The organism is Vibrio breoganii (assembly GCF_024346795.1).
Taxonomy (GTDB): domain Bacteria; phylum Pseudomonadota; class Gammaproteobacteria; order Enterobacterales; family Vibrionaceae; genus Vibrio; species Vibrio breoganii.
On record NZ_AP024864.1, the window covers coordinates 785,537 to 809,152 of the forward strand.

General features: G+C 45.3%; 23 protein-coding genes. 11 read left to right on the forward strand and 12 right to left on the reverse strand.

Going from position 1 to position 23,616, the window contains the following annotated elements; genetic code table 11:
• Positions 1-11 precede the first annotated feature (11 nt).
• From ptsI to cysZ, 4 genes are all read right to left on the reverse strand, one after another.
• A complete protein-coding gene (gene ptsI, locus OCU35_RS03750; RefSeq protein WP_017032626.1) occupies positions 12-1,736 on the reverse strand; it encodes a phosphoenolpyruvate-protein phosphotransferase PtsI in 1,725 nt (574 codons plus the stop codon).
• Between the two features lie 125 nt (positions 1,737-1,861).
• The gene (locus OCU35_RS03755; RefSeq protein ID WP_017029255.1) at positions 1,862-2,119 is read right to left on the reverse strand and encodes an HPr family phosphocarrier protein; all 258 of its coding nucleotides are present in this window, start codon (positions 2,117-2,119) and stop codon (positions 1,862-1,864) included.
• A gap of 251 nt (positions 2,120-2,370) precedes the next feature.
• Positions 2,371-3,339, reverse strand: a complete 969-nt coding sequence (cysK, locus tag OCU35_RS03760) for a cysteine synthase A (protein WP_017243846.1) — start codon at positions 3,337-3,339, stop codon at positions 2,371-2,373.
• A gap of 133 nt (positions 3,340-3,472) precedes the next feature.
• On the reverse strand, positions 3,473-4,228 hold the full coding sequence (cysZ, locus tag OCU35_RS03765) for a sulfate transporter CysZ (protein ID WP_017029257.1): 756 nt from the start codon (positions 4,226-4,228) through the stop codon (positions 3,473-3,475).
• A 180-nt stretch (positions 4,229-4,408) separates the two neighbouring features.
• Here cysZ and zipA point away from each other — a divergent pair, with 180 nt between their 5' ends.
• Positions 4,409-5,401: a cell division protein ZipA gene (zipA, locus tag OCU35_RS03770; RefSeq protein ID WP_261825672.1), complete on the forward strand. Its 993-nt coding sequence runs from the start codon at positions 4,409-4,411 to the stop codon at positions 5,399-5,401.
• Positions 5,402-5,478: 77 nt separating this feature from the next.
• Positions 5,479-7,506: an NAD-dependent DNA ligase LigA gene (gene ligA / locus OCU35_RS03775; RefSeq protein ID WP_261825673.1), complete on the forward strand. Its 2,028-nt coding sequence runs from the start codon at positions 5,479-5,481 to the stop codon at positions 7,504-7,506.
• A gap of 92 nt (positions 7,507-7,598) precedes the next feature.
• Here the strand turns inward: ligA and OCU35_RS03780 are convergent, their stop codons facing one another.
• The 4 genes from OCU35_RS03780 to OCU35_RS03795 all read right to left on the reverse strand — a co-directional run bounded on the left by OCU35_RS03780 (position 7,599) and on the right by OCU35_RS03795 (position 11,207).
• Positions 7,599-8,051 (reverse strand): NfeD family protein, encoded by a 453-nt coding sequence (locus OCU35_RS03780; protein ID WP_017032623.1) that lies wholly within the window; start codon positions 8,049-8,051, stop codon positions 7,599-7,601.
• Positions 8,048-8,971 carry an SPFH domain-containing protein gene (locus tag OCU35_RS03785; RefSeq protein ID WP_017032622.1) on the reverse strand — a complete coding sequence of 308 codons (924 nt, stop codon included), beginning with the start codon at positions 8,969-8,971 and terminating at the stop codon, positions 8,048-8,050. The genes OCU35_RS03780 and OCU35_RS03785 overlap by 4 nt, the downstream gene beginning before the upstream one ends.
• A gap of 136 nt (positions 8,972-9,107) precedes the next feature.
• Positions 9,108-9,962 carry a co-chaperone YbbN gene (locus OCU35_RS03790; RefSeq protein WP_017032621.1) on the reverse strand — a complete coding sequence of 285 codons (855 nt, stop codon included), beginning with the start codon at positions 9,960-9,962 and terminating at the stop codon, positions 9,108-9,110.
• A 336-nt stretch (positions 9,963-10,298) separates the two neighbouring features.
• Complete coding sequence (locus OCU35_RS03795) at positions 10,299-11,207, reverse strand: TIGR01777 family oxidoreductase (RefSeq protein ID WP_261825674.1); 909 nt, start codon at positions 11,205-11,207, stop codon at positions 10,299-10,301.
• A gap of 192 nt (positions 11,208-11,399) precedes the next feature.
• On the opposite strand from OCU35_RS03795, the gene OCU35_RS03800 reads away from it, so the two are divergent.
• The 5 genes from OCU35_RS03800 to yfcE all read left to right on the forward strand — a co-directional run bounded on the left by OCU35_RS03800 (position 11,400) and on the right by yfcE (position 14,342).
• Entirely contained in the window at positions 11,400-12,125 is a 726-nt protein-coding gene (locus OCU35_RS03800; RefSeq protein ID WP_261825675.1) for a DUF1538 domain-containing protein, read from the forward strand.
• Entirely contained in the window at positions 12,122-12,916 is a 795-nt protein-coding gene (locus OCU35_RS03805; RefSeq protein ID WP_261825676.1) for a DUF1538 domain-containing protein, read from the forward strand. The genes OCU35_RS03800 and OCU35_RS03805 overlap by 4 nt, the downstream gene beginning before the upstream one ends.
• Positions 12,906-13,256, forward strand: coding sequence for a P-II family nitrogen regulator (locus tag OCU35_RS03810; RefSeq protein WP_017029267.1), 351 nt, complete (start codon positions 12,906-12,908; stop codon positions 13,254-13,256). Before OCU35_RS03805 ends, OCU35_RS03810 begins: the two co-directional genes overlap by 11 nt.
• Position 13,257: 1 nt before the next feature.
• Positions 13,258-13,668, forward strand: coding sequence for a CBS domain-containing protein (locus tag OCU35_RS03815; protein WP_065210124.1), 411 nt, complete (start codon positions 13,258-13,260; stop codon positions 13,666-13,668).
• A 128-nt stretch (positions 13,669-13,796) separates the two neighbouring features.
• Positions 13,797-14,342, forward strand: coding sequence for a phosphodiesterase (gene yfcE, locus OCU35_RS03820; protein WP_261825677.1), 546 nt, complete (start codon positions 13,797-13,799; stop codon positions 14,340-14,342).
• 81 nt (positions 14,343-14,423) lie between these two features.
• Here yfcE and OCU35_RS03825 read toward each other — a convergent pair whose 3' ends face one another.
• Positions 14,424-14,948 (reverse strand): regulatory protein ToxS, encoded by a 525-nt coding sequence (locus tag OCU35_RS03825; protein WP_017243841.1) that lies wholly within the window; start codon positions 14,946-14,948, stop codon positions 14,424-14,426.
• Entirely contained in the window at positions 14,948-15,793 is an 846-nt protein-coding gene (locus tag OCU35_RS03830; protein ID WP_017029271.1) for a winged helix-turn-helix domain-containing protein, read from the reverse strand. Before OCU35_RS03830 ends, OCU35_RS03825 begins: the two co-directional genes overlap by 1 nt.
• A gap of 255 nt (positions 15,794-16,048) precedes the next feature.
• On the opposite strand from OCU35_RS03830, the gene htpG reads away from it, so the two are divergent.
• The 4 genes from htpG to rfaH all read left to right on the forward strand — a co-directional run bounded on the left by htpG (position 16,049) and on the right by rfaH (position 20,437).
• The gene (gene htpG, locus OCU35_RS03835; RefSeq protein WP_102498731.1) at positions 16,049-17,950 is read left to right on the forward strand and encodes a molecular chaperone HtpG; all 1,902 of its coding nucleotides are present in this window, start codon (positions 16,049-16,051) and stop codon (positions 17,948-17,950) included.
• A gap of 178 nt (positions 17,951-18,128) precedes the next feature.
• On the forward strand, positions 18,129-18,773 hold the full coding sequence (adk, locus tag OCU35_RS03840; protein ID WP_017029273.1) for an adenylate kinase: 645 nt from the start codon (positions 18,129-18,131) through the stop codon (positions 18,771-18,773).
• 84 nt (positions 18,774-18,857) lie between these two features.
• Positions 18,858-19,832 (forward strand): ferrochelatase, encoded by a 975-nt coding sequence (gene hemH / locus OCU35_RS03845; RefSeq protein ID WP_261825678.1) that lies wholly within the window; start codon positions 18,858-18,860, stop codon positions 19,830-19,832.
• Positions 19,833-19,933: 101 nt separating this feature from the next.
• The gene (rfaH, locus tag OCU35_RS03850; RefSeq protein ID WP_261825679.1) at positions 19,934-20,437 is read left to right on the forward strand and encodes a transcription/translation regulatory transformer protein RfaH; all 504 of its coding nucleotides are present in this window, start codon (positions 19,934-19,936) and stop codon (positions 20,435-20,437) included.
• 67 nt (positions 20,438-20,504) lie between these two features.
• Here rfaH and asnB read toward each other — a convergent pair whose 3' ends face one another.
• Positions 20,505-22,169 carry an asparagine synthase B gene (gene asnB, locus OCU35_RS03855; RefSeq protein WP_017026772.1) on the reverse strand — a complete coding sequence of 555 codons (1,665 nt, stop codon included), beginning with the start codon at positions 22,167-22,169 and terminating at the stop codon, positions 20,505-20,507.
• 188 nt (positions 22,170-22,357) lie between these two features.
• A complete protein-coding gene (locus OCU35_RS03860) occupies positions 22,358-23,515 on the reverse strand; it encodes a GGDEF domain-containing protein (RefSeq protein WP_261825680.1) in 1,158 nt (385 codons plus the stop codon).
• Positions 23,516-23,616: the final 101 nt, after the last annotated feature.

Below are 23,616 nucleotides of genomic sequence, written 5' to 3' on the forward strand. Positions count from 1 at the left end.
AAATTATATTATTAGTTTGTTTTGTCCGCGATAAATTTCTCAACGTGCGCTTCGATTTCTGCGGCAGTTGGCATTTGAAGAGCTTCTTCTGCCATTGCTTTTACTTCCGCGAAGTTTGCGTTGCGAATTACTTTCTTCACTGCAGGGATAGAGATGCCGCTCATAGAGAACTCATCTAGGCCCATACCTAGTAGAAGAAGTGTTGCACGCTCGTCGCCCGCTAGTTCGCCACACATTCCAGTCCACTTACCTTCCTTGTGAGAAGCGTCAATCACCTGCTTGATCACAGTTAGAACAGCCGGTGATAGTGGGTTGTATAGGTGAGAAATAAGCTCATTACCACGGTCTACTGCTAGAGTATACTGAGTTAAATCGTTTGTACCAATACTAAAGAAAGAAACTTCTTTCGCTAGGTGGTGAGCAATTGCCGCTGCAGCCGGAGTTTCAACCATAACACCAATCTCGATGTTTTCGTCAAACGCTAGGCCTTCAGAGCGAAGTTCTGCTTTGTATTCTTCGAGAGCTGCTTTCAGTTCACGGATTTCCTCAACAGAGATAATCATAGGGAACATGATGCGAAGCTTACCGTGTGCTGATGCACGCAAGATGCCACGAACTTGATCACGTAGGATTTCACGACGATCTAGACTGATACGAATTGCACGCCATCCTAAGAATGGGTTCATTTCTTCAGGAAGATCCATGTACGGTAGGTCTTTGTCACCACCGATATCCATAGTACGGATGATCACAGAGTGACCGTTCGCTGCTTCAGCAACTTCTTTATAGGCTTGGTATTGCTCGTCTTCAGTAGGAAGAGCAGTACGGTCCATAAATAGGAATTCTGTACGGTACAGACCAACACCTTCACCGCCGTTGCGGTTGATGCCGTCACAGTCTTTAACTGTACCGATGTTACCGCACACTTCTACTTGATGGCCATCAAGAGTGATTGCTGGTAGATCTTTCAGTTTTGCTAACTCGGCTTTTTCCGCTTGGAAAGTATCACGAACTTGTTTTGCTTCGTTTAGCTGAGCTTCAGTTGGATTAATGATGATCTTGTTGTTCATCGCATCCAGAATTAGCATGTCGCCGTTTTTCACTCGTTTAGTGATGTCGTTAGTACCCACGATCGCTGGAAGCTCAAGAGAGCGAGCCATGATAGAGGTATGAGACGTACGGCCGCCGATGTCACAAGCAAAGCCTAGAACGTAATCTAGGTTGATTTGTGCTGTTTCTGATGGCGTTAGATCGTAAGCAACAAGAAGAACTTCTTCATCGATGTCGCTTAGAGAAACGATGTTGATGCCTAGTGCGTTTTTAACAAAGCGAGTACCGATATCACGGATGTCCGTAGCACGCTCTTTTAGGTATTCGTCATCTAGAGACTCAAGCGCAACAGCTTGCTCTTCGATGATGGAATGGATCGCATGATCTGCAGTCAGTTTCTCGCCTTTAATAAGAGCAAGAATTTCGTCTTCTAGTTCTTCGTCTTCAAGAAGCATGATGTGACCTTCAAAGATCGCTTCTTTTTCTTCGCCAAAAGTCTCAAGGGCTTTTTGCTTGACGATTTCAAGTTGGGCTGCTGATTTGTTGCGAGCGTCATAAAAACGCTGAACTTCTGCATCGACTTGGTCGGCAGAAATTTTTTGTGTGTTTAGAACGATTTCATCTTCTTGAAGAAGTAGTGCTTTACCAAAAGCAATACCTGGAGACGCTAGAATACCTGAGATCATAGCTTTACCTTAAACTGGTCTATAAGTGGGCGGATTACTAATTTTTAGCTTACATAGACGCTATTTCAACAAAGCCACTTGGTTGTTGACAACGAAGTGGCTTTAGTTTTTGAAACAGTAGTCTCTTAGTGTAGCTCATCCATTAGAGCTACTAGATGGTCAACAGCTTCAGTAGCTTGTGGACCTTCAGCTGAGATAGTAACCATAGTGCCTTTAACTAGACCTAGAGTTTGAAGCTTGAATAGGCTTTTCGCGCTAGCGCTTTTGCCGTTAGAAGTCACAGTGATATCTGCATCAAATGATTTTGCTTCTTTAACAAACTGCGCCGCTGGACGAGTGTGAAGACCGTTTTCTGCAGTGATTTCTACTTGCTTCTCATACATGTGATATACCCCGTTGATATTAGATTATGTTTTGAAGTCTGAGCCGCCTATTTATTGTTTAAACTGGCTCATGACTTTGACTACGTAAGTTCTTATGACTTTTATGTGTAGCCTAAATTCGTGCTTCTTTTATTTTGAAGCGAAAAATAAAGCCTAGAAATATTACCAAATGCTGACCGCGAATCAATAAAAAAGCCCCTAAAAGGGGCTTTTTTGGTTGAAAACTTGATTTGGGCACACTTTTTTTGTGCTTATTGCTGATTCTCTTTCTCTGTGAATATACCAGCAAACAACGCAGTACTGAGGTAACGCTCACCAGAGCTTGGTAGTACGGTTACGATAGTTTTCCCAACAAATTCAGGGAGTTCCGCGATTTTATTAGCAGCAACAACCGCTGCACCTGAAGAGATTCCGGCTAAAATACCTTCTTCTTCCATCAAACGGCGTGCCATATCGATAGCTTCATCTGAAGTGACAGTCACAACCTTGTCTACTAGCTCTAAATCTAGGTTGCCAGGGATGAAACCAGCGCCGATACCTTGAATTTTGTGTGGAGCAGGCTGCACATCTTCGCCTGCAAGCACTTGGCTGATGACCGGAGACTCAGCGGGCTCAACAGCAACAGAAGTGATTGCCTTGCCTTTCGTTTGCTTAATGTAACGGCTAGTACCGGTAATTGTACCACCAGTACCGACACCAGAAACCAATACATCAATCTCGCCGTCAGTAGCTTCCCAAAGCTCAGGGCCTGTGGTTTGTTCATGAATTGCAGGGTTTGCTGGGTTGTTGAACTGCTGAAGAAGCAGAGTGGTTTCTGGGCTTTCAGCCACAATCTCTTCTGCTTTAGCGATAGCACCCTTCATGCCCTTAGCTGCTTCGGTAAGAACAAGGTTTGCACCTAGCGCTTTAAGTAGCTTACGACGCTCAAGACTCATTGACTCAGGCATGGTTAGCGTCAGTTTGTAGCCACGTGCTGCTGCAACAAAAGCAAGAGCAACACCCGTATTACCACTGGTAGGCTCTACAAGTTCAATGCCTTTGGTTAGCGTGCCTGCTTTTTCTGCTTCCCAAATCATATTGGCGCCAATACGACACTTAACACTAAAGCTAGGGTTGCGTGCTTCAATTTTAGCGAGAACGTTGCCGTTGCTGACGCGGTTTAAACGAACGAGAGGCGTGTTACCTATAGTGAGTGAATTGTCATCGTAAATTTTGCTCATGCTTGCTTCCTTGTGCGTTGACGCGCTATGTCATTGAGGTCGAGCCATACACTGTTGATGACTCGAGCAAATTGCTTCTACAATCCTAGAATAAGATGCAACTATCTTGTTATAAAGGAATAAAAGGTTATAACTAATAGCTAACTTTTTGATGTTGTTTGAATTCTGTTACCCACATTAATGTAGCACCACACACGGCAACCGGCATGATAACCAGGTTCAAGAGAGGGATGGAGGTAAACAGCGCCACCATCGAACCGTAACCATAGGATTTACCTTGCTTTTGTTTTAGCGCAAGTCGCATAGAGTTAAAGTCGACCTTATGATTATCAAATGGGTAGTCGCAATACTGAATGGCCAGCATCCATGAGGTAAAGATAAACCATACAAAGGGAGCGATAGTTTGACCAAAGGCGGGAATGAGTAGCAGCAAGAATAAGCCTAATGCTTTAGGCATAAGATAAACAAGCTTGCGCCATTCACGCCCCAATATTCGAGGTACATCCTTAATAAGGTCTGCCACACTTTGGTCAATCATTCCCTCGGGACTGAGCTTTTGTTCTACCTTCTCAGCCAATAACCCGTTAAACGGGGCGGCAATAAAGTTTGCTAGAGTACTAAAGAAGTAGGAAAAGGTTGCTAGGATAGTAATAGCAAGTAATGGCCATAGTAGGTAACGAAGCCAATCTAAAAACTCAGGTAAAGCGCCAAGCCATTGCTCAATCCATTGATTGAGATTGCTAAATAGATAGAAGAGTGCGCCACCGACCAAAAGGATGTTGATCAGTAGTGGCATAAATACATAGCGGCGCAAACCAGGTTGTAATGCCAATTTAAATCCGGAGAAAAAGTAACCGAAGCCTGACATTGGGTTCAAATTTTGATGCATTTTGTCTTCCTATGACGGAGATTGTCGCGAATTATGCCTAATATAAGAAAAGCGTGCTCAAAATCACAGCATAAAGTGAATAGATTTTATTAAAAGATTCAACTCTCTAGGAGAGTTTTGTTAAAGTAGTTTAAGTAACTCAATCTCGGTGTCTCACCAGGGTAAAGCAGAGAGCAAAAAATGCAGGAATTGCGAATCGTACTGATAGTTGTAGGTGTGCTAGCGATAGCGGGTCTACTTATTCATGGTTTATGGACGAATAAACGCGAACAAAGTGGTAAGTTTTCGGATAAACCATTAAGTAAATTAGCCAACGAGTCTTCAACAGATCTCTCTAGCGAGTTCTCAACTGAGTCTGAGGTTGTGACTCCTAAGAGTCCGGCAACAGAGACACCGGTGATTGAAGATGACTTCGATGTGGTAAAAGTGAAGAAAAAGAGTGGCAAGAAAGAGCCAAGCTTTTCTAGCTTCGATGATGATATCGGTGATCCACTGTTAGACAACCATGACCACGATGATGTTGAGACAATCAGACCGACTGTCGCGGTTAATACGGATGAATTACCAACGATTACCATTAGCTCTGATGCTTACTCTAAGCATGAAGACGAGCCATCTTCTGCCTTTGTTGCTAAAGAGCCGCAGATAGAAGAGAGTGTGGAGCCTGAGGTGATAGCCGTTGAGCCGGAAACTACGCCAGTTGCTGTTGCTGCTGAACCTGAAGAACCAGAACTCGAAGTATTGGTTTTGCACGTTAAGGCTTTGCCAAACCAGATCTTTGTCGGCAGTGATTTGTTTGTCAGCATGGAACAAAACGGTCTTCATTTTGGTCCTATGGACATTTATCACCGCCATGCGGATATGTCAGGTACGGGCAAAGTGTTATTCAGTGTCGCAAATATGCTTAAACCGGGCACATTGTCTCACGATGACCCCGCGACCTTCACTACAGAAGGTATTTCGTTCTTTATGACCTTGCCAAGCTATGGCGATCCTGAGCAGAACTTTAAGATCATGCTGCATACTGCACAAATGATTGCCGATGATCTAGGTGGGCACGTATTAGATGATAAACGCTCACTAATGACCCGCGATCGTATTGATGCCTTTAAGCGTCAGATTCAGGAGTTTGTGCAAAGACAAAAACAAAAAGAGACCAGCAATATAGTCTAACTCTTTGGTTTATAAACAAGATTACATAAAGGGCTCTCCATAGAGCCTTTTCTTTTCCCTATTTTTGAGAAATCCCTATGCCAGATTCTATTCAACAACAACACGCTAAGCTATCTGAGGCACTGCATTATCATGCGGTGCGTTACTATGTTGAGGATAGCCCTGAGATCCCTGATGCAGAATACGATCGCTTGATGCGTCAACTCATTGAATTAGAAGAAGGTAACCCTGAATTAGTCACGGTGGACTCACCCTCGCAAAGGGTAGGCGGCGCGCCATTGTCAGGCTTTACCCAAGTCACCCATCAAGTGCCAATGTTATCTCTAGATAATGCCTTTGATGATTCGGAGCTCAAGGCGTTTCATAAACGCATGCAAGATAGACTGAATAGCAGTGAGCTTGGTGCGTTCAGTTGCGAGCCTAAGCTTGACGGCCTAGCGGTGAGTTTGATGTATGAAAATGGCGTGTTAGTTCAAGCGGCAACCCGTGGTGATGGAACGACGGGTGAAAACATTACTCAGAACGTTCGCACCATTAGCGCTATCCCTTTAAAACTGCAGGGCGAAGGCTATCCAACGCGACTTGAAGTGCGCGGTGAAGTCTTTATGCCTAAGGCGGGTTTTGACCGTTTTAACGAGCAGGCGATAGCGAAGGGCGAAAAGCCGTTTGCTAACCCAAGAAACGCAGCAGCGGGTAGTTTGCGTCAGTTAGATTCGCGCATTACGGCAAAACGTCCTTTGGGTTTTTATGCCTATAGCGTGGGCGTTATTGAGGGAGGCGAGCTGGAAAACAGCCACTATCAACGCTTCTTGCAGCTCAAAGAGTGGGGATTACCTATGTGCCCTGTGGTGCGTAAGGTTGAAAACCTCAATGACGTGATTGCTTACTACCAATACATTCTTGAGACGCGAGATGACCTTGATTACGAGATAGATGGCGTAGTGATCAAGCTTGATGAAATAGCAAAGCAAGAGCAACTTGGCTTTGTCGCTCGTGCTCCGCGTTGGGCTATTGCCTACAAGTTTCCGGCACAAGAAGAGCTTACAACACTCAATGATGTGGAGTTTCAGGTAGGGCGCACCGGCGCCATTACGCCAGTAGCTAAGCTTGAGCCTGTATTTGTTGGTGGCGTGACGGTCAGCAATGCCACCTTGCACAACGCCGATGAAATCCAGCGTTTGGGCGTGATGGTGGGAGACACGGTTATTATCCGCCGTGCGGGTGATGTGATCCCTCAAATCACCGGCGTGGTGTTAGATAGACGCCCAGATGATGCCAAAGAGATTGTCTACCCAGTGGTATGCCCAGTGTGTGGCTCCGATGCTGAACGTACCGAAGGTGAAGCGGTGACTCGTTGCACCGGTGGCTTGGTATGCTCTGCGCAACGTAAGCAAGCACTGAAGCACTTTGTATCGCGTAAAGCGATGGATGTAGATGGCTTAGGCGACAAGGTCGTTGAGCAATTAGTCGAAAAAGAAATGGTGCAAACACCAGCCGACCTTTTCAAGCTAAGTGCAGGTCGAATTACGGTTCTTGACCGTATGGGACCAAAGTCGGCGCAAAATGTTGTAGACGCCCTAGAAAAATCAAAACAAACGACCCTACCTCGATTCTTATATTCTTTAGGCATTCGAGAAGTAGGAGAGGCAACCGCAGCCAACTTAGCGCAGCACTTTAAGACCCTTGAGCGTATTGAACAAGCAAGCGTTGAAGCGTTGCTGGAAGTGCCCGATGTTGGAGCCATTGTGGCTGAGCACATTAAGGCATTCTTTGCTCAAGAGCGAAATCAAGCGGTGATTGCCGAGCTTATCGAGAGCGGCATCAACTGGGCTGAGATTAAGGACGTGGCAAATGCCGAAGAATTACCTTTAGCAGGTAAAACGGTCGTGCTAACGGGCTCACTATCCCAACTTACCCGCTCAGATGCTAAGGCTGCATTGCAAAACCTAGGGGCTAAGGTAACGGGCAGTGTGTCGAAAAATACGGATATCTTGTTTGCTGGTGAAGCGGCAGGCTCTAAGCTAGCAAAAGCGCAAGACCTTGGGGTTGAAATACAAGATGAGCAAGGGCTGATTGATTTAATGCAACAGCACGGCATTAGCTAATACTGAGTATTGTCTGCTTTAAAAAGGCTTCTAGATGTTCATCACCTTAGAAGCCTTTTTTATTTGCTTTGTAATACGTGAGTTAAAGCATATTAACTCTTTTGGCGAATGTGCAAGATAATGCCTTCGACCTTATGGACCTCAACAGCGGTGCCCGCTTCTAGGCTTTGTTCGGCCACGGCTGTCCAAGAGGTATCGCCCAGTTTTAGGCGACCTTTACCAGCGGGGAAGTCTTGCTCTAAGGTGGTGAACTGACCAATCAAGGCCTGTGAGCGTTTATTCAGAGTAGTCGTCTTTTCATCGATTTTATCTTTGCCTTTCTGGTAGCGCCACCAAAGCCAAGTAGTGATGAGGCCAAAGCTTGCAAAGCTCATCCACTGCATCTGCCATCCTAGAGGAAGGGCACTAAGAATGGCGCCAACAATAAGAGCAGAGATGCCAAGCCAAAGAAAGTAGCCAGCAGTACCTAAGACTTCAAAGCACAGTAGTGCCAGGCCAAATGCTAGCCAATGCCAATGGTTAACTTGTTGCAGGAGCTCTATCACGATTTACCCTTGTCATCGGCAGTTTTAAACATCTCAGCAACGCCAGCAATGGAGCCCATTAAGCCTGTTGCTTCAAGCGGCAACATAATGACCTTTCCGTTTTCCGCTTGGCCAATGGATTTCAGCGCATCGGTATAGCCTTGTGCGATAAAGTAGTTAACGGCCTGCATGTCACCTGCAGCAATCGCATCAGAAACCATTTGTGTCGCTTTTGCTTCTGCTTCAGCCGAACGTTCGCGAGCTTCAGCTTGCAATATTGCGGCTTGCTTCTCACCTTCTGCTTTTAAGATTTCAGATTGTTTGTGACCCTCGGCTTTAAGGATCTCCGCTTGTCTAATACCCTCGGCTTCAAGGACTTCGGCACGCTTGTTTCGCTCTGCTTTCATCTGTGCATTCATGGCAGCGGTGAGGTCGGCTGGTGGTTGAACATCTTTGATCTCAATACGAGTGACTTTAACGCCCCAAGGGTTAGTCGCTTCATCGACAATCGATAGTAGGCGGGTGTTGATCATATCCCTTTGGCTGAGCATTTCGTCGAGTTCCATCGAGCCAAGCACAGTACGGATATTAGTAAGAGTAAGATTACGAATAGCGTGCTCTAGCTCAGTGACTTCATAGGCCGCTTTAGGCGCATCAAATACTTGTACGAAGCACACCGCATCTATGGTGACGTTGGCGTTGTCTTTTGAGATGACTTCTTGAGCTGGGATGTCCATTACTCGCTCCATCATATTGATCTTATTACCAATGGAGTCGATAAAGGGAATGATAAGGTTCAGTCCTGGCTGTAGGGTTTTGGTATAGCGACCAAAGCGTTCTACGGTCCAGTGACTTCCCTGAGGAACGGTTTTGATCCCAGCAGCAATTAAGATAACGGCCAATGCGATAAAAATGGCGATGGTAATGAGAGTAGAGTCCATGCTTACTTTCCTAACGATGAAGTAGTAGAACGCTAACTATACTCTATTTCTAGGGGATATTTTGTGCGAATAGATTAAAAAAGGCGTGAAAACGTCACGCCTTGAACAGAAAAAAGAGCCTTATTATTCAATAAGATTAGTAAAGAATAGAGTACAACTGGCGACGATATTGTTTAGCCGTTGCATTCTCTTGTCCTAATGCAGACAGAACATCCATAAAGGTTTTTCTCATCTCACCGTCCAATGCACCTAGGTCTTTAGAAATAAATGTCCACAATAACTCAAGGGCTTCATCGCTGCGGTTCACTTCATGGTATTGCAGCGCCAGTTCGTTGGCGATTTTAGCGTTCTCAGCGTCATTGGTTAGCTGAGTCTCTAGGGCTTGTATCTCTGGGCTGTTTGCCGCTTGCGCGTGAAGCTCTAGTTTCGCCATCAATCCTTTGTAGTAGTTGTCTTGATACTCTAGCGGGATATGAGATAGCACAGCTTCCGCTTCGCTAAATTGCGCGGTTGCGATTAGGCAATCAGCTTTAGCCAGTTTTACTTCACCCTTATTTTGCAACTCTTCAGGTAAAGAGCCAAACAGAACGAGTGCTTCTGTGTATTGCTGTTCTGACATCAAGCTCAATGCTTTTTGCAGATTAAGCTCATCTTGGCTTGGCAGGTGTTTTTGTAGCATGGCCTCAATGGCTTGAATTGGCTGCGGTCCACCTAATCCATCAATGGCTTGGCCTTGACTAAACAAAGCGATAGTCGGCAGCGCCTGAATACCAAACTGTCCGGCAATTTGCTGCTCTTGCTCGCAGTTGAGCAGGGCTAGGGTGAAGGCGCCGGCATATTGCTGTGCAAGTTGCTGGATTTGTGGAACAAGATCAGCGCTCTCTTGACTCATCGGCGCCCAAAAGTAGACCACAACGGGTGTGTTCATTGAGCCTTCCAAGATTTGTTGGAAGTTTTGTTGGTTCATTTCGACGATGAATTCTGAATGCATGAATGTGTCCCTAGACTAATGATGAGTATCTTATAGATTGGGTTACTTTAGGCAATCTCAAGGTGTTTGTTTATGAAAACCAAAAAACTCAGGCCATTCTCGCTAATCTCATTAATTAACGGAGCGAACCTGAGTTTCTGTAGGCTTGGTTAGTGTATGGGTTAAATTAGCACTAAAACAAGAACCACAACCCCCACACTTAACCAGTTGAGTTTGTTTAAAGACATACTGTCCTCTGAAACTTAAACATGATTAATCATAACAGGCTGTATTTTGCACACCTTTTATTACAAATTTATGGCGAAACGGCGATTTTGTAGAAAAAATTGTAAAAAGTTAGTGTGACAAAATTTGCGACAGCGCTGGTTGAACCCTTGAGTAATTGAAAGTGAAGCCCATTTCAGTGAGTCGTTTGGGCTTGGCTTTGACGCTATCAAACAGTAAACAACTGGATTCGCCTAAGGCCATCTGCATGGCAAATTTAGGTGTAAATAAAAAGTGCGGTCTTGAGAGGGTCTTTGCCAATGTTTGGCTAAATTCTTTGTTGGTGACAGGGTGCGGTGCCACCATATTAAAGACGCCAGAGCAGATCTCGGTTTCGAGTAGAAATTGAATGGCTCTCACCATATCTTGAATGTGAATCCACGGCATATATTGCTGACCAGCACCTAATGGGCCGCCAAGACCAAGCTTGTAGGGCAATAGCATTTTTTCTAATGCGCCCCCATTTTGGCCTAATACGATCCCTGTTCGAAGTAGCGCGACTCTGGTTTGCTCGCTGCGCGCTTGATTGGCGATGTCCTCCCACTCTTGACAGACGCAATGCGGAAAACCCTCAGCCTTATATGGGGTTTCTTCGTCGACTCGAATTTGGTTTTGATCTCCGTAAATGCCGACTGCAGAACCGCTAATAAATACCTTAGGCGGATTTGAAGAGCGTTTGATGAGGTCGACGATTTGACGAGTGATGTCCCAGCGACTGTCACAAATACGCTTCTTTTGTTGATCAGTCCAGCGCTTATTCACAATCGGCTCCCCGGCCAGATTAATCACTGCATCAAAGTCACAAAGGTCTTGCAGGTGATCAAGAGACTGCACAAAGTGCAAGCAATTAGGGTTTACGTGCTTTAATTGCTGCGCAGCGTTGTCACTGTCACGAGTCAAGATAGTCATTTGATGAGGGATGAGTTGTTTGACCAATGCGCGACCAATAAACCCAGTACCACCAGTAATCAATATGTGCATACCTGCTCCAAGTAGAGTAATTGCCAGTCGACGTTATGTGTAAATCCAGCGCTAGGCTGAAAGAGCCTATAATTATAGACGTTACATTTCGAGCCTTACGTCACACCTAGGCCACGGATAATTGACCATAGTTAATCTATAAGACTAACACACGGTTTAATTTCTTTAATACGTAAGGAATAACGCAAGCAGATGAATGTCTTCCTACGATCTTTCATTGATAGTGCAAAAGATCTGACGCCCATCGTTTTGGTGGTGGCATTCTTTCAGCTAGTTATCCTGCAACAACCCCTCCCACACTTCTTTACTATTCTGTTCGGCATGCTACTGGTGGTGCTCGGACTTACCTTATTTGTGCTTGGGCTCAATATGGGGCTGTTTCCCATCGGAGAGTCGATGGCGCAGGCGTTTGCACGTAAGGGCAGTGTAGCTTGGTTGATATTCTTCTCTTTTTGTCTTGGTTTTGGCACAACCATAGCGGAGCCTGCTCTTACGGCTGTAGCAATGGAGGCCGCAGAGGTGGCGGCGAAAGAAGGGGTGATCGCGTTTAATGATGACAGCATGCAGGATTATACCTTCCACCTTAGATTAACCGTCGCGCTGTCGGTGGGGTTCGCCTTGGTGCTTGGGGTGTATCGAATTCTCAAGGGCTGGCCCATCCATATCTTGATCATCAGTGGCTACTTGCTGGTGGTCTCGCTGACCTTTTTTGCCCCGCAAAGCATCATCGGCATTGCCTATGACTCGGGTGGGGTGACAACCTCGACCATCACTGTACCTTTGGTCACCGCTTTAGGCGTGGGGTTGGCCTCTTCTATCAAGGGCCGCAACCCCATGGTGGATGGCTTTGGGCTAATCGCATTTGCTTCCTTGCTGCCCATGATCTTCGTCATGCTGTATGGGATGTGGCTGTCATGATTACTCTAGCGCATACCCTTGAAGTATTTGCCTCTACAGTCATGGATGTTTTCCCCATTGGTGTGATCTTATTTGGTTTTCAGGTGGCGGTTCTGCGCAGACCCATACGAAATTTGCCCTCAGTATTGCTCGGCTTCGTATTAGTGATTGTGGGACTAGCGCTGTTTTTGATTGGATTAGAGGCGGCGCTATTTCCGTTAGGTGAAACCATGGCCATGCAGTTAACCATGCCTGACTTCTTAAAAGAGATGCGTTTATCTGAGTCAGGTTTGCTGCATTGGTTTGATTATTACTGGGTGTACCTGTTTGCCTTTTGCATCGGTTTTAGTACCACCATAGCCGAGCCCTCGTTAATCGCGGTGGCCATTAAAGCCAATCAGGTTTCCGGTGGCAGCATTAAGGTAAACGGCTTGCGATTGGCGGTGGCGCTAGGGGTCGCGATTGGCATTACATTAGGGTGTTATCGCATCGTTGCCGGAGACCCGATTCATTATTACATCATAGTGGGCTATCTGATCGTTATCGTACAGACCTACTTCTCTCCATCCATGATCATTCCCCTTGCCTATGACAGTGGCGGTGTTACCACATCAACCGTCACTGTGCCCATAGTGACCGCGTTAGGTTTAGGGCTCGCCTCGACGGTGCCAGGTAGAAGCCCACTGATTGATGGCTTTGGGCTTATTGCCTTTGCCAGTTTATTCCCAATTATTACCGTAATGGGGTATGCGCAGATTACACGCTGGCTTAACCAGCGCCATCCTATTAAGGAGGATTCTAATGCGATTTAAATTGATACTAGCCTTTGTTGAGGATATCCGTACGGATGCGGTACTTGATGCCGCTCGGTCTGCGGGTGCAACGGGTGCGACTGTGATCAGTAATGCTCGAGGTGAAGGGTTGAATCAAAAGCGTACCTTCTTAGGGCTGACGCTTGAGGTTCAAAAGGACGTACTGTTGTTTGTGGTTGAAGAGCACTTATCGCGCCGTATTTTGGAGAAGATCAGCGATATTGGTGAATTTGACCAAGAATCAGGACAGGGTATTGCAGTACAGATAGATGTAGAGGATGCCGTTGGAGTCGCCCATCAGGTTGAGACTCTAACCAAGATAGTAGAGAGGGAACTATGATATGAAAAGTCACACCAGCCGCAGAGTAAAGGATGTCATGTCTGCAACCTATGCCATTGTTGATGGCTTAATGACGGTTCAGGAAGCAATCGGCATAGCACGTGAAAACGAGGTCAAAGCACTGATCGTTAATAAACGCCATGAGGATGACGAATATGGTTTGGTGTTGATGAATGATATTGCCAAGAAAGTATTGGCTCAGAATCGTTCACCGGCTCGAACTAATGTCTATGAGATAATGAGTAAGCCTGCGTTGTGTGTATCACCAGATATGAACGTCAAATACTGCGCACGATTGTTTGAGCGATTTGGAATTAGTCGGGCTCCGGTTGTATTAGATGGCAATGTGCTTGGGATGGTGAGCTACAACAATATTGTTGTGAAGGGCATGGTGCTAGATTCGGAGTTCTAACCAAGCAACAAGAGCCTAGCATAAGAGTGAAGTAACAGCTGTTTACCAACTTCAGGCGCTATCCTCTGGAGAAAAACAGAGGGCATTGTTACACTCTCGGGCAATGAAAGACGATAGAGTAATTCAATATGAAACTGTTTTTTGCTTCTGATTTACATGGCTGCCTAGCCTCAACAAAAAAAGCTGTCGAAGCTTATCACGCCTCTGGTGCGCAGCATTTTATCTTGCTTGGCGATATCCTAAACCATGGGCCGAGAAATCCAGTTCCAGAAGCCTATGCGCCAGCGCAGGTAGCGGAACTTCTTAATAAGTATAAAGACGACATTATTTCAGTAAGAGGTAACTGTGACAGCGAAGTGGATCAGATGCTGCTTGATTTCCCTGTACTGAGTGACTTTGCCATTGTATTACTAGAAAGCGGCAAGCGACTGTTTTTAACTCATGGTCACTTGTACAACCAAGATAGACTACCTCCACTCAAAAGCGGTGATGTTCTCGCGCACGGACATTCTCATTTGCCTGTAGCCGCATCAATGGGCGAGTACACCCTGTTTAATCCTGGCTCTGTAACCTTGCCTAAAGGTGGCAATGTAGCAAGCTACGGGTTGCTTGAAGATAACAAACTCAGCGTTGTTAGCTTTGATGGGGATGTGTTGGCGGAAACGAATATATAGGGATTTAGGGTTCTAGGAGTATAGGGCCCTAGGACCTAGGACCTAGGGTCAAAAAAAGGAGGCTTAGCCTCCTTTTTTATTTTACATCGTCGGAGTCGATACCAACACTCGAGAACCATGCCCTAGGCTGGTCAGCAAGATTGAGTTGTCATCGATGATGTCCACGCGACGGCTTTGTTGGGCATCAGTGATAAACAGCTGCTTTATCACTCGAAGCTGTTGTTCAGTGAAATCTTTGCTATCGATGGCTGCAGAATCTTTAAACTCTTTAGGGTCGATCAGCAGGTAGTTATCACTTAATTGCCACAGACCTGACTCAGTAATGTTCATCGTAAATGATACAACATTGACGTCATTAAACAGCTGGATACGTGATGCACGGATATAGTCGCCATTGGGTAGGTATTTCACATTAGACATAATGTGAACCTTGTTCAGAGGCCCAATGCTATCGTCAGCGAGATCAGAGTAAACAAACGTATCAAGGTTTGTTTGCCATTCACGAGAGGTCAGCACTTGTTCGATCTTGACGTCGCTGCCCCAGTATAACCAACCACTGAATACCACAGAGATCACTAATAAAATTGATGCTACACGTTGGTTCATTACTTACGGCCTCCTTTTGCGCAGATCTTGGCAAGGTCTTGCTGTTTGCCAACAAGACGGACAGTGCTATTTTCAGAGGTAAACTGTGGACCGTGAATGTAGCTTAAATAGAGTTGTTCTGATTGGCTTGCCGTTGCAATGACTTCAACAGGATCGGACTCATCCGTATAAGCGGTCATGTAATGGTCTACACAGCTTTCGATGCTTTCCATCCAGTTAGTCAGATCAGGGTGGCCCTCGGTTGTTTTAACCGGTACATCATTTACTACCGTGACGGCACGGAATGTAGAGGGTGAAGAATTAGGGATCATCAGCGCAATAATTGGCAATAAAATCGCCACTAACAGTAAAATTCGGGTGTTTGTATCCCAATTTGACCAGAACGCTTGTTTCTTGGTGTTTTGCTCGGCTTTAGATTCTTTTAGCTGCGATGTAGTGATCGAAGCAAGAGCCGGCTCTGCTGCAGGAGTAGCGGCTTTTTCCTCGGTTTGAGGAGTCGGGGTTTCGCGCTCGACAGACGAAATCAATTGATAGCCACGCTTCGGCACAGTCTTTACAAACTGTGGAGATTTGGTGGAATCCTTTAGCATTTTTCTAAGCGTAGAAATTGCCTGAGTTAGGCTAGAATCATCAACTTGAAAACCTTGATCTCTCCAAACAAATTCATGCAGTTGGTCACGAGTAACCACCTCATTTGGATGTTCGCAAAGTAGGGTGAGGATTCGACTTTCATTACTACCAAGTCGCACTAAACTATCGTCATCTGATTGATCGACAAGTGAGTTGCTGTTTGGATCAAAAATATACTTCTGGGCTAGTACGTATTTAATACCGATTTTACTCATTTAGATCTTCTTTGATTTTCGCTGACACACGCTTCCGTAACCCATCACACTCATTCCATATGAAGTGTGAGATATATCGCCTTTTAGAGCGAATAACCGCCATAGCATAATAAAATTTTATCTAAAAAACAGTTTTTTTATACTAATTGACCTTGAATTTGCACTTCTCACCCTTATTTCATGCCTTATGAGTACAAGCATCAGCAAATTCGAACCTGGTGCGGTTATGAGTAAACATAAAAGTATGGAGTCAAAATGAGCGAGACTGTGTCAGCTAATAAAGAAACTCGAGGTTTCCAATCAGAGGTAAAGCAACTGCTGCACCTTATGATTCACTCACTGTATTCAAATAAAGAAATTTTCTTACGTGAGCTTATTTCTAACGCGTCAGATGCGTCAGATAAGCTGCGCTTCCAAGCACTATCTCAGCCTGACTTATACCAAGGCGATGCCGATCTAGGTGTGAAGCTTTCTTTCGATGAGAAGACCAACACACTGACCGTATCGGACAATGGTATTGGTATGAGCCGTGATGATGTGATTGAACACCTAGGCACAATCGCAAAATCGGGCACTGCGGAGTTCTTCTCTAAGCTTTCTGAAGACCAATCAAAAGACTCACAGCTTATTGGTCAATTTGGCGTTGGTTTCTATTCTGCCTTTATCGTGGCGGATGCAGTAACTGTACGTACACGTGCTGCAGGCCTATCGGCTGACCACGGCGTGCAGTGGCACTCAGCGGGTGAAGGTGACTACACCATTGAAGACATTACCAAAGAAAGCCGCGGTACTGACATCATTCTTCATATGCGTGATGAAGGTAAAGAATTCCTATCTGAATGGCGTCTACGTGATGTGATCAGCAAATACTCTGACCACATTGGTATTCCTGTTTCTATTCTTACCAAGGTAACGGATGAAGAAGGCAAAGAAACAGACGAAACCAAGTGGGAGCAAATCAACAAGGCGCAAGCGCTTTGGACTCGAGCAAAATCTGACATCAACGATGAAGAATATAAAGAGTTCTACAAGCATGTTTCGCATGACTTTGCTGATCCATTGCTATGGAGCCATAACAAGGTAGAAGGTAAGAACGATTACACAAGCCTATTGTACGTTCCTTCAAAAGCACCTTGGGACATGATGAACCGTGACCATAAGAGCGGTCTTAAGTTGTATGTTCAGCGTGTATTCATCATGGATGACGCAGAGCAGTTCATGCCTTCGTACCTGCGTTTTGTTAAGGGCTTGATTGATTCAAACGATCTGCCACTGAACGTGTCACGTGAAATCCTGCAAGACAACAAGGTGACTCAGTCACTGCGTAATGCGTGTACTAAGCGCGTTCTTACTATGCTAGAGAAATTGGCGAAGAAAGACGATGACAAGTACCTGTCTTTCTGGAAGGAATTTGGCCTAGTGCTAAAAGAAGGCCCTGCAGAAGATGCTTCTAACAAAGAGAAGATCGCGGGTTTATTGCGTTTTGCTTCAACAGAAGTCGACAGCAACGAACAGTCTGTAAGCCTTGCAAGCTATGTTGAGCGTATGAAAGAAGGTCAAGATAAGATCTACTTCCTTACTGCTGACAGCTATGCCGCAGCGAAAAACAGCCCGCACCTTGAGCAATTTAAAGCGAAAGGCATTGAGGTTGTGCTGATGTACGATCGCATCGATGAGTGGCTAATGAACTACCTAACAGAGTTCGACGGCAAACAATTCCAGTCAATCACCAAAGCTGGCCTAGATCTTAGCAAGTTTGAAGACGAGCAAGAGAAAGAGAAGCAGAAAGAGACGGAAGAAGAGTTTAAGTCTGTAGTTGAGCGAACTCAAGAGTACCTGGGTGATCGCGTGAAAGAGGTTCGTACCACCTTTAAGCTTGCAAGTACTCCAGCGGTAGTGGTGACCGATGATATGGAAATGGGCACGCAGATGGCTAAGCTTCTTGAGGCTGCAGGTCAAGCCGCTCCTGAGGTGAAGTACATCCTAGAGCTAAACCCGGAGCACGATCTAGTTAAGCAAATGGCCGATACCGCTGATGAGATCGCCTTTGGTCGCTATGTTGAGCTTTTGCTTGGTCAAGCGATGCTCGCAGAGCGTGGTTCTCTAGAAGATCCAAGCCAATTTTTAAGCGCGGTAAACCAATTGTTGATTAAATAGTCAATCTCACGGATTAGTCGCAAAGCTGAACATTGAGCCCAGAATTATGATAGTATTCTGGGCTTAATCATTACTAAAAGTAGAGTTATACCGAAACTTACAACAAAATCAGTGGCTTACTGTTTGTTGTCGGTTTGTGAGCTTCGGTATAAAAGAAGAACATTAAAGAGGAAAAACAATGCGCATCATTCTTTTAGGTGCTCCTGGTGCAGGTAAAGGCACTCAGGCTCAGTTCATCATGGAAAAATACGGTATCCCACAAATTTCTACTGGTGACATGCTACGTGCTGCTATCAAGGCGGGCACTGAGTTAGGCAAAAAAGCTAAAGGTGTAATTGATGCAGGCCAATTGGTTTCTGATGATATCATTCTGGGTCTTATCAAAGAGCGTATTGCACAAGACGATTGTGAGAAAGGTTTCCTACTAGATGGTTTCCCACGCACTATCCCTCAGGCTGATGGCCTGAAAGAGATGGGTATTGATGTTGATTACGTTATCGAGTTTGACGTAGCTGACGATGTGATTGTTGAGCGTATGGCCGGTCGTCGTGCTCACCTTCCATCAGGTCGTACCTACCACGTTGTGTTTAACCCGCCTAAAGAGGAAGGTAAAGACGACGTAACAGGTGAAGCTCTTGTTGTTCGTGATGACGACAAAGAAGAGACTGTTCGCGCTCGCCTAGGTGTATACCACACGCAAACTGCTCCGCTAGTTCAGTACTACGGTAAAGAAGCAGAAGCAGGTAACACTAAGTACCTTAAGTTCGATGGTACTAAGCAAGTTGCAGAAGTAAGCTCTGACATCGAAAAAGCGTTATCTTAATCATTGCTTATTGTTAAGCGAATTTAGATACTAGAAGGACGACCAGTTGGTCGTCCTTTTTTATTGCTTATATGTCAGGACGTTATGGAAAACCAATCTAAAACAGGGGTGTTATTAGTTAATCTAGGGACCCCAGATGAAGCAACCCCTAAAGCCATTAAACGATTCTTAAGTCAGTTTCTGCACGACAAGCGTGTAGTGGATATGACGCGTTGGTTATGGTGCCCATTGCTGCACGGCGTGATATTGCCCATTCGCGCTCCCAAGGTAGCCAAGCTTTATCAAGGGGTGTGGATGAGTGAAGGTTCACCCCTGATGGTATTCTCTTGCAGGCAAGCGAGTAAGTTAAAGCAAAGCCTCAATGTTCCAGTTGAGCTTGGGATGACCTATGGTAATCCAAGCTTGCTGTATGGCATGCAGTCACTGCTTGAGCAGGGCGTTGAAAAGGTGATAGTGCTACCTTTGTACCCACAGTACTCTGCAACCACAACCGCTGCTGTTGTTGATGGTCTGGGTAAGGCGTTCAAACAGATGACGGTGGTGCCTTCCTTTGAGGTGATTGGCGACTATCACGATCACCCGCTTTATATTAAGGCTTTGGCCGACTCTGTACGAGAGTCTTGGCGTGAGCGTGGAGAGAGTGATTACTTACTTTGCTCTTATCATGGCATACCGAAACGATTTGCTGACAATGGTGATGTCTACCCTCAACATTGCGAGAAGACCACTGAGCTTTTAGCGCAAGAACTAGGACTAGGCTCAGACCGAATGGGCATGACCTATCAATCGCGTTTTGGTCGCGAAGAATGGCTACAGCCATATACCGATAAGACCCTAGAGAAGTTGCCCAATCAAGGAATTAAAAAGCTGGATATCATAGCACCTGCTTTCTCTGTGGATTGTCTTGAGACATTAGAGGAGCTGTCTGAAGAGTGCTGTGATATCTATAAAGAGGCGGGTGGTGAAAGTTTTAACTATATACCGTGTCTCAATGATAGCGACAAGCACATTGAATTGATGGCGAGCCTAGTAAATGCGCGTTTACTGAACGGCGAATGAGCACTCATGCTCGGTCGGATTTCATGTCTGTAGGTGAGCTGATAGAATACCAAGGTTAAAATTTTGGCGCAGAGCCTAGTATCAGATAAAAGGTAGCAGCCATGAAACGTTGGTATTTATTGTATTGTAAGCGCGGTGATCAAGAGCGGGCGCAAATGCACCTTGAAAATCAAGGTGTTGAGGTTTATTACCCGAAGATCACTGTAGAAAAAATGGTTCGAGGTAAGCGTCAGAAGAGATCTGAGCCTCTGTTTCCAAGCTACATGTTTGTACGCTTTGATTTTGAAGTAGGGCCTTCGTTTACCACTGTGCGCTCAACACGTGGTGTGTCCGACTTTATCCGCAATGGCGTTTACCCTACAGAGTTGCAAGGTGACCTAGTGTATACCCTTAAGCAACTCGAGGGCTCTCAGGAAGACGCTGAGATTGAATCTGACTTACTTCAAAAAGGCGATGAAGTTATTATCAAGTCAGGACAGTTCGCTGGCGTCGATGCGATTTACCATGAGGCTGATGGTGAGAAGCGCTCTATTTTGTTGATTACGATGATCAATAAGAAAGTAGAGGTTCAGGTCGATAATCAGGATATTGAGGCTAGGTCCTAGGTCCTAGAACCTAAAACCAAAAAGGGCGCTAAAATAGCGCCCTTTTCTCGTTAACCAGTCTAATGACTTAGTAAGCCTCGTTATGTACCGCTTTAACAGCGCGACCAGAAGGGTCAGCGTTGTTCTTAAACGATTCATCCCACTCAATGGCTTTAGCCGAAGAGCACGCTACAGACGGTCCACCAGGAACACACTCAGCCGCTGACGGTAGCGGGAACAATTCTTCAAAGATCTCGCGGTATACATAGCCTTCTTTAGTTAAAGGAGTGTTGTATGGGAAGCGGAACTTAGCGGTTTCCATTTGCTGATCCGTTACCTTAGCTTCAGCGACTTCACGCAAGGTATCAATCCAGCTGTAGCCAACGCCATCAGAGAACTGCTCTTTTTGACGCCATGCGATAGATTCTGGTAGGTAATGCTCAAAACACTCACGCAGGATGTGTTTCTCCATCTTACCGTTGCCACACATTTTGTCTGCTGGGTTTAGACGCATCGCTACGTCAATGAACTCTTTGTCTAGGAAAGGTACGCGGCCTTCAACGCCCCATGCTGCCAGTGATTTGTTAGCACGAGCACAGTCAAACATGTTCAACGCCAGTAGTTTACGTACTGTTTCTTCGTGGAACTCTTGTGCGTTTGGCGCTTTGTGGAAGTACAGGTAGCCACCAAAGATTTCATCGGCACCTTCACCAGAAAGTACCATCTTGATGCCCATTGCCTTGATCTTGCGCGCTAATAAGTACATTGGCGTTGACGCTCGAATCGTTGTCACATCGTACGTTTCAATGTGGTAAATCACGTCACGAATCGCATCCAAACCTTCTTGGATTGTGTAAGTCATTTCGTGGTGTACAGTACCGATCTGGTCAGCGACTTCGCGAGCGGCAATAAGATCCGGCGCGCCTTCTAAGCCAACAGCAAATGAGTGAAGCTGTGGCCACCAAGCTTCAGATTGGTCATCATCTTCAACACGCATTGCAGCAAAACGTTTTGCGACAGCAGAAGTGATAGAAGAATCTAGACCACCTGAGAGTAATACGCCGTATGGCACATCTGTCATTAGCTGACGTTTTACGGCATCTTCTAACGCTTTTGTCAGGTCTTCTTTGCTGGTGGAGTTGCCTTGAACCGCTGCGTATTCGTTCCAGTCGCGGATGTAGTAGCGAGTTGGAGCGAGTGCGCCTGATTCTAGGTAGCAACCTGGAGGGAATTCGCTGACGGTTTTACACACTGGTACAAGTGCTTTCATTTCTGAAGAAACGTAGAAGTTTCCGTGCTCATCATGGCCCTGGTATAGAGGAATGATACCAATATGGTCACGACCAATGAGGTAAGTCTCTTTCTCTTCATCGTAAAGAACAAACGCAAAGATACCGTTTAGCTCTTCAAGTAGGTCAGCACCCATATCTTGATAAAGGGCTAGAATAACTTCACAGTCTGAATCTGTTTGGAAGTCGTATTTACCTTCGTAACGTGCTCGGATTTCTTTATGGTTGTAGATCTCGCCATTAACCGCTAGCACTAGCTTTTTGTCTGGGCTGTATAGAGGCTGCGCGCCGCTGTTTAGACCCACAATCGCCAAACGCTCGTGCGCTAGAATCGCTTTTTCTGATGAGTAAATACCAGACCAGTCAGGTCCGCGGTGACGAAGTTTCTTCGACATCTCTAACGCCAATGGGCGAAGTTTCTCTGCATCACTTTTTATGTCGAGGATACCAAATACCGAACACATATATCTTCCTTACAAATTCATTTCCGTATGTGTTCAATTTGCCATTGTCGCTAAAAAAAGCAACCCACTAATCAACATTTTAATAATCAAAGAGTGACTAATGTTGAATTTGTTTAATAAAAAGGTCTTTTTGTTAGATGGCGTCTAATGCAAGTTAACTATTAGACAAAATCAGTGTAGGGATGGGGCTAGTTGGCAATAAAGTAGTTATTGCGTCCGTTGGATTTGACTCGATACAAAGCCTGATCTGCTCGTTCAAAAAACGCCACTTTATCCATAGAGTGTGAATCAAACTCACAACCGCCGATGCTGACGGTAAGGTGTGATTGAATAGGGTGAGGAATTTCCAGCCCATTGATGCTGCTTAGGATGTGCTGAGAGAGTATTTCCAACCCTTTTTTATCCGTATCAGGGAGCAAAAGCACAAACTCTTCACCGCCGTAGCGCGCAACGACATCTGCTGGTCGCTTCGCAATGCTTTCTAACGCTTTTGCTACCTTTGTTAGGTAGACGTCACCGGTATGGTGCCCTAACTGGTCATTAACCATTTTAAAGTGATCGATATCTACCACTAGCAATCCTAATGGCGCGGATGAGCGAGAGGTTCTCTTAATCTCGTCTCTTAAATGTTGGTCGAAGTAACCGCGATTGAATATTCCGGTAAGGGCGTCTTTACCAATCAATTGCTGAAGCTCTTTTTTCTGCGCTTCTAACTCCATTAATTGTAGGGTGATTTGTTTTTTTGCTTTCCATTGTTCTTTGTCGTAAATGAAGGCTTGTAACTTGGTTTTATAGTGATCACTGCCTAAGTAGAGCACCCAAGTGAGCATGATAGAAATAGAGAAATATAAGTGGAAAGAGGCAATGGGTACGTCTTGAGCTATTTCTACAATTAAGAATCCTGTGATTACGCTAAAGCCCCACACATAAACGATTTCTCTGACGCGCAGGATCATCATCTTTGCCATAGCGGTTACCAATATTACCGAGAGAGGGGCAAGTGTGATGGAGAGGGTAATCATCGCTGCATGCTGCGCTACGAGTAGGTTAGAAACCACGAACAAGCACACTAGGTTGATTTTGTTATTTGTAGGCAACTTTATCAGGATGAACCTGACGAGTAAAAAGGCTAATGGCAGCACATAAACCATGTAGAAGTGAAAAAACGAATTGATGCTTTCTGTTGCCAGCAAAAAACTTTGTCCCTCCCAAAGAGGCATGCCAACACCTAGCAACAGCATGAATAGTGCGAGCAAAGGCAGCCAGAATTTTAACTGTTTTTTATTGTGCTCTGCTACATAGGTACTAAAACCACGAGGAACGCCAATGCTGGAGGTTAGGGTCACACACTCTCACTCGAAAAAGACTTTGTATCAATAATAGAACAAGTCTGAGCCTAAACGGGAATATTCCTTATTATCAATGAAATAAAGTAAATCGAGCCCTC

Bases quoted from the DNA above. Each gene is read 5' to 3' on its own strand.
- ptsI (WP_017032626.1), bottom strand. From the start codon at position 1,736: ATGATCTCAGGTATTCTAGCGTCTCCAGGTATTGCTTTTGGTAAAGCA.
- OCU35_RS03755 (WP_017029255.1), bottom strand. From the start codon at position 2,119: ATGTATGAGAAGCAAGTAGAAATCACTGCAGAAAACGGTCTTCACACT.
- cysK (WP_017243846.1), bottom strand. From the start codon at position 3,339: ATGAGCAAAATTTACGATGACAATTCACTCACTATAGGTAACACGCCT.
- cysZ (WP_017029257.1), bottom strand. From the start codon at position 4,228: ATGCATCAAAATTTGAACCCAATGTCAGGCTTCGGTTACTTTTTCTCC.
- zipA (WP_261825672.1), top strand. From the start codon at position 4,409: ATGCAGGAATTGCGAATCGTACTGATAGTTGTAGGTGTGCTAGCGATA.
- ligA (WP_261825673.1), top strand. From the start codon at position 5,479: ATGCCAGATTCTATTCAACAACAACACGCTAAGCTATCTGAGGCACTG.
- OCU35_RS03785 (WP_017032622.1), bottom strand. From the start codon at position 8,971: ATGGACTCTACTCTCATTACCATCGCCATTTTTATCGCATTGGCCGTT.
- OCU35_RS03790 (WP_017032621.1), bottom strand. From the start codon at position 9,962: ATGCATTCAGAATTCATCGTCGAAATGAACCAACAAAACTTCCAACAA.
- OCU35_RS03795 (WP_261825674.1), bottom strand. From the start codon at position 11,207: ATGCACATATTGATTACTGGTGGTACTGGGTTTATTGGTCGCGCATTG.
- OCU35_RS03800 (WP_261825675.1), top strand. From the start codon at position 11,400: ATGAATGTCTTCCTACGATCTTTCATTGATAGTGCAAAAGATCTGACG.
- OCU35_RS03805 (WP_261825676.1), top strand. From the start codon at position 12,122: ATGATTACTCTAGCGCATACCCTTGAAGTATTTGCCTCTACAGTCATG.
- OCU35_RS03810 (WP_017029267.1), top strand. From the start codon at position 12,906: ATGCGATTTAAATTGATACTAGCCTTTGTTGAGGATATCCGTACGGAT.
- OCU35_RS03815 (WP_065210124.1), top strand. From the start codon at position 13,258: ATGAAAAGTCACACCAGCCGCAGAGTAAAGGATGTCATGTCTGCAACC.
- yfcE (WP_261825677.1), top strand. From the start codon at position 13,797: ATGAAACTGTTTTTTGCTTCTGATTTACATGGCTGCCTAGCCTCAACA.
- OCU35_RS03825 (WP_017243841.1), bottom strand. From the start codon at position 14,948: ATGAACCAACGTGTAGCATCAATTTTATTAGTGATCTCTGTGGTATTC.
- OCU35_RS03830 (WP_017029271.1), bottom strand. From the start codon at position 15,793: ATGAGTAAAATCGGTATTAAATACGTACTAGCCCAGAAGTATATTTTT.
- htpG (WP_102498731.1), top strand. From the start codon at position 16,049: ATGAGCGAGACTGTGTCAGCTAATAAAGAAACTCGAGGTTTCCAATCA.
- adk (WP_017029273.1), top strand. From the start codon at position 18,129: ATGCGCATCATTCTTTTAGGTGCTCCTGGTGCAGGTAAAGGCACTCAG.
- hemH (WP_261825678.1), top strand. From the start codon at position 18,858: ATGGAAAACCAATCTAAAACAGGGGTGTTATTAGTTAATCTAGGGACC.
- rfaH (WP_261825679.1), top strand. From the start codon at position 19,934: ATGAAACGTTGGTATTTATTGTATTGTAAGCGCGGTGATCAAGAGCGG.
- asnB (WP_017026772.1), bottom strand. From the start codon at position 22,169: ATGTGTTCGGTATTTGGTATCCTCGACATAAAAAGTGATGCAGAGAAA.